At 66.6% G+C, this 5,042-nt stretch carries 4 protein-coding genes and 1 pseudogene; all 5 read left to right on the top strand.

The features are described from left to right. Window positions 1–716: pseudogene (locus AACZ35_RS12305) on the top strand (F0F1 ATP synthase subunit alpha); the annotation flags it as partial. A gap of 38 nt (window positions 717–754) precedes the next feature. After that, on the top strand, window positions 755–1,618 hold the full coding sequence (atpG, locus tag AACZ35_RS12300; protein ID WP_339829736.1) for a F0F1 ATP synthase subunit gamma: 864 nt from the start codon (window positions 755–757) through the stop codon (window positions 1,616–1,618). A gap of 40 nt (window positions 1,619–1,658) precedes the next feature. Continuing rightward, window positions 1,659–3,068, top strand: a complete 1,410-nt coding sequence (gene atpD / locus AACZ35_RS12295) for a F0F1 ATP synthase subunit beta (protein WP_339829734.1) — start codon at window positions 1,659–1,661, stop codon at window positions 3,066–3,068. 12 nt (window positions 3,069–3,080) lie between these two features. Further along, the gene (locus AACZ35_RS12290; RefSeq protein WP_339829732.1) at window positions 3,081–3,503 is read left to right on the top strand and encodes a F0F1 ATP synthase subunit epsilon; all 423 of its coding nucleotides are present in this window, start codon (window positions 3,081–3,083) and stop codon (window positions 3,501–3,503) included. Window positions 3,504–3,630: 127 nt separating this feature from the next. Continuing rightward, window positions 3,631–4,998: a bifunctional UDP-N-acetylglucosamine diphosphorylase/glucosamine-1-phosphate N-acetyltransferase GlmU gene (glmU, locus tag AACZ35_RS12285; RefSeq protein ID WP_339829730.1), complete on the top strand. Its 1,368-nt coding sequence runs from the start codon at window positions 3,631–3,633 to the stop codon at window positions 4,996–4,998. Window positions 4,999–5,042: the final 44 nt, after the last annotated feature.

Raw genomic sequence — 5,042 nt, 5'->3', positions numbered from 1 at the left:
TGCTGCGCCGCCCGCCGGGCCGCGAAGCCTACCCGGGCGACGTGTTCTACCTCCACTCCCGCCTGCTCGAGCGCGCCGCCCGCGTGAACGAGGACTACGTCGAGAAGTTCACCAACGGCGCCGTCAAGGGCAAGACCGGCTCGCTGACCGCGCTGCCGATCATCGAAACCCAGGCCGGTGACGTCTCTGCCTTCGTGCCGACCAACGTGATCTCGATCACCGACGGCCAGATCTTCCTGGAAACCGACCTGTTCAACGCCGGCATCCGCCCGGCCGTGAACGCCGGTATCTCGGTGTCGCGCGTCGGTGGTGCTGCCCAGACCACGATCATGAAGAAGCTCTCGGGCGGCATCCGCATCTCGCTCGCGCAGTACCGCGAGCTGGCCGCGTTCGCCCAGTTCGCCTCGGACCTCGACGAAGCCACCCGCAAGCAGCTCGAGCGCGGCCAGCGCGTCACCGAGCTGATGAAGCAGAAGCAGTACGCCCCGATGTCGATCGCGCAGATGGCGCTGTCCATCTACGCCGTCAACGAGGGCTACCTGGACGACGTGCCGCTGAACAAGGTGCTGGCGTTCGAAGAGGGCCTGCACGCGCACATGACCAACACCCAGGGCGACCTGGAGAAGAAGATCGTGCAGAGCGGCGCCTGGGACAAGGACATCGAGGCTTCGTTCAAGACGATCATCTCCGAGTTCAAGGCCACCGGCAGCTGGTAAGCCAGTCGAACCAGGCACAACGCAGCTAAGGAAGAAACATGGCAGGCGGCAGGGAAATCAAGACCAAGATCAAGAGCGTGCAGAACACCCGCAAGGTGACGCGCGCGCTCGAGATGGTCTCGGCGTCGAAGATCCGCAAGGCGCAGGACCGCATGAAGCAGTCCCGCCCCTACGCGCGACTGATGCGCCAGGTGATCGGCCACATCGCCAAGGCCAACACCGAATACGTGCACCCGTTCATGGTCGAGCGCAAGGACGTCAAGCGCGTCGGTTACATCATCGTGTCCACCGACCGCGGCCTGTGCGGCGGCCTGAACTCGCAGATGTTCCGCCGCATCCTGGCCGACATGCGCCAGTGGCAGGACAAGGGCGTCGAGATCGACCTCGTCTGCATCGGCCAGAAGGCCACCGTGTTCTTCCGCCGCCTGAAGGTGAACCTGCTCGGCTCGGTCACCCACCTGGGCGAAAAGCCCGAGCTGGCCAAGCTGGTCGGCGTCATCAAGGTGATGCTCGACGGCTACACCGAAGGCAAGCTCGACCGGGTTTTCCTGAGCTACAACGACTTCATCAACACCATGGCGCAGAAGCCGCGCCAGGACCAGCTGCTGCCGCTGCCGCCGTCGGAATCGCTCGAGTCGCGCCACGACTGGGACTACCTGTACGAGCCGGACGCCCAGACGGTGCTCGAGCACGTGCTTACGCGCTACGTCGAATCGCTGGTGTACCAGGCGGTGCTGGAAAACCTTGCTTCCGAACACGCGGCGCGCATGGTGGCCATGAAGTCGGCCTCCGACAACGCCAACAAGCTGATCGGTGACCTGCAACTCGTCTACAACAAGGCGCGCCAGGCTGCGATCACCCAGGAAATCTCCGAAATCGTCGGCGGCGCCGCTGCAGTTTGACGCGACGCCCCCACCAAGTATCAGAACCGAGGAAACAGCAATGAGCCAGGGCAAGATTGTGCAGATCATCGGCGCGGTCGTGGACGTCGAGTTCCCGCGCGTGGATGTGCCGAAGGTCTACGACGCACTCAAGGTCGAAGGCACCGAAATCACCCTCGAAGTCCAGCAGCAGCTGGGCGACGGCATCGTGCGCACCATTGCGCTCGGTTCCACCGACGGCCTCAAGCGCAACCTGGTTGCCATCAACACCGGCAAGGCCATCTCGGTGCCGGTCGGCAAGCAGACCCTGGGCCGCATCATGGACGTGCTGGGTCGCCCGATCGACGAAGCCGGCCCGGTCGAGACCAAGGACCACTGGGAAATCCACCGCGCCGCGCCGAGCTACGAGGACCAGTCCTCGGGCAACGAACTGCTGGAAACCGGCATCAAGGTCATCGACCTGATGTGCCCGTTCGCCAAGGGCGGCAAGGTCGGCCTGTTCGGCGGCGCCGGCGTCGGCAAGACCGTCAACATGATGGAACTGATCAACAACATCGCCAAGCAGCACGCCGGCCTGTCGGTGTTCGCCGGCGTGGGTGAGCGTACCCGCGAAGGCAACGACTTCTACCACGAGATGAAGGACTCCAACGTCCTGGACAAGGTCGCGATGGTGTACGGCCAGATGAACGAGCCGCCGGGCAACCGCCTGCGCGTCGCGCTGACCGGCCTGACCATGGCCGAGTACTTCCGCGACGACATCGACCCGGCCACCGGCAAGGGCCGCGACATCCTGTTCTTCGTGGACAACATCTACCGCTACACCCTGGCCGGTACCGAAGTCTCGGCGCTGCTGGGCCGCATGCCGTCCGCCGTGGGTTACCAGCCGACGCTGGCCGAGGAAATGGGCGTGCTGCAGGAGCGCATCACCTCCACCAAGACGGGCTCGATCACCTCGATCCAGGCCGTGTACGTGCCCGCCGATGACCTTACCGACCCGTCGCCGGCCACCACCTTCGCCCACCTCGACGCCACCGTCGTGCTGTCGCGAAACATCGCCTCGCTGGGTATCTACCCGGCCGTCGACCCGCTCGACTCCACTTCGCGCCAGCTGGACCCGAACGTGATCGGCAACGAGCACTACGACACCGCGCGCCGCGTGCAGGCCACCCTGCAGAAGTACAAGGAGCTCAAGGACATCATCGCCATCCTGGGCATGGACGAGCTGTCGGAAGAAGACAAGCAGGCCGTGTCCCGCGCCCGCAAGATCGAGCGCTTCTTCTCGCAGCCCTTCCACGTGGCCGAAGTCTTCACCGGTTCGCCGGGCAAGTACGTCACGCTCAAGGAAACCATCCGCGGCTTCAAGATGATCGTGGACGGCGAGTGCGATTCGCTGCCCGAGCAGGCGTTCTACATGGTCGGCGGCATCGACGAAGCCTTCGAGAAGGCCAAGAAGATGGCGGCGGCGGCCTAAAGGAATTTATCCATGAGCACCATCCGTTGCGACATCGTCAGCGCCGAGGAAGAAATCTTCCAGGGTGACGTGCAGCTGGTCGTGGCCACCGGCGAGATGGGCGAGCTCGGCATCGCGCCGCGCCACGCGCCCCTGATCACCCGCCTCAAGCCAGGCCAGGTCCGCCTGACGCTGGCCGACGGCGCCGAGCAGTTCTTCTATGTCTCGGGCGGCATCCTGGAAGTCCAGCCGCAGGTGGTGACCATCCTCACCGACACCGCCATCCGCGCCGCGGACCTCGACGAGGCCCAGGCCCAGGCGGCCAAGGACGAGGCCGAGCGCATGCTGGCCAACCGCAGCGAAGCCATGGACTTGGCCGAAGCGCAGACCAAGCTGGCCGAGGCAATGGCCCAGCTGCAGGCCCTCGAGCGCCTGCGCAAGAACCTCAAGCACTGATTCGGCGGCTTTTGCCCCGTTTCACGACCGCGCCGGCCTCGTGCCGGCGTTGTTGTTTCCAGGAGCCGGAAACTGTCGGCTGGCGGCCTGCCCGGCTGCGGCCGATACTAGGCCCACGGAGGACACCATGAGCCAGTCGTTGCACGTGATCATCCTCGCCGCCGGCGAGGGCAAGCGCATGAAGTCGCGCACCCCCAAGGTGCTGCAGCCCATCGCGGGCCGGCCGATGCTGGGCCACGTCGTGGACACCGCGCGCGCGCTGGGCGCCGCCGGCATCCACGTGGTCTATGGCCACGGCGGCGACCAGGTGCGCGCCGCCTTCGCCGGTGACGACGACCTGCACTGGGCGCAGCAGGCCGAACAGCTGGGCACCGGCCACGCCGTGCAGCAGGCCATGCCCGGCGTGCCGGAAAACGCCCGCGTGCTGGTTCTGTACGCGGACGTACCGTTGATCTCAGTGCAGACCCTGCGCGAATTGCTCGACGCCGCCCGCGACCAGGCCGCGGTGCTGTGCGAGACCCTGGACGATCCCACTGGCTACGGCCGCGTGCTGCTCGACGGCAACGGCAACGTGCAGGCCATCGTCGAACACAAGGACGCCGATGAAAGCCAGCGCGCGGTGAAGCTGGTCAACACCGGCGTCATCGCCGCGCCGGCTTCCGACCTGCGTCGCTGGCTGTCGCGCCTGGACAATCACAACGTCCAGGGCGAGTACTACCTGACCGACATCTTCGCCATGGCCCGCGCCGATGGCCGCGCCGCCGCGCACACCCACTGCCGCATCCCCGGCGAGGCAGAAGGCGCCAACGACCCGGTGCAGCTGGCGCGGCTTGAGCGCGCCTACCAGCGCCGCGCCGCCGAGGCGCTGATGCGCGAAGGCGTGCGCCTGGCAGACCCGGCGCGCTTCGACCAGCGCGGCACCGTCGAAGCCGGCGCCGACGTCGAGATAGACGTGGACGTGGTGCTTGAAGGCCGCGTGGTGCTGGGCGACGGCGTGCGCATCGGTCCCTTCTGCCGCCTGCGCGATGTCGAACTTGGCCCGGGCACCGTGGTCCGCGCCCATTGCGACCTCGAAGGCGTGGTCGCCGCATCCGGCTGCACCCTGGGTCCGTTCGCGCGCCTACGCCCCGGAACCGAGCTGGGCGAGGGCGTGCACATCGGCAACTTCGTCGAAACCAAGAAGGCCAGCCTGGGCGACGGCAGCAAGGCCAACCACCTGAGCTACCTGGGCGACGCCCTGGTCGGCGAAAGGGTGAACATCGGCGCCGGCACCATCACCTGCAACTACGACGGCGTGAACAAGGCCACCACCACCATCGGCGACGGCGCGTTCATCGGCTCGAACAGCTCGCTGGTGGCGCCGGTCGAAGTAGGCGAGGGCGCCACCATCGGCGCCGGCAGCGTCATCACCAAGACCGCCCCGGCCGACAAGCTCACCATCGCCCGCGGCCGCCAGGCCACCATCGAAGGCTGGCAGCGCCCCCGCAAGCGCTGACTGTCCTGTAGGAGCGCCTTCAGGCGCGAATCCCTTCTTTGCCG

This window comes from uncultured Arenimonas sp. (assembly GCF_963976025.1).
GTDB lineage: Bacteria > Pseudomonadota > Gammaproteobacteria > Xanthomonadales > Xanthomonadaceae > Arenimonas.
The sequence above is the reverse complement of the archived record's forward strand: the minus strand, read 5'-3'. Positions and strand labels throughout refer to the sequence as shown.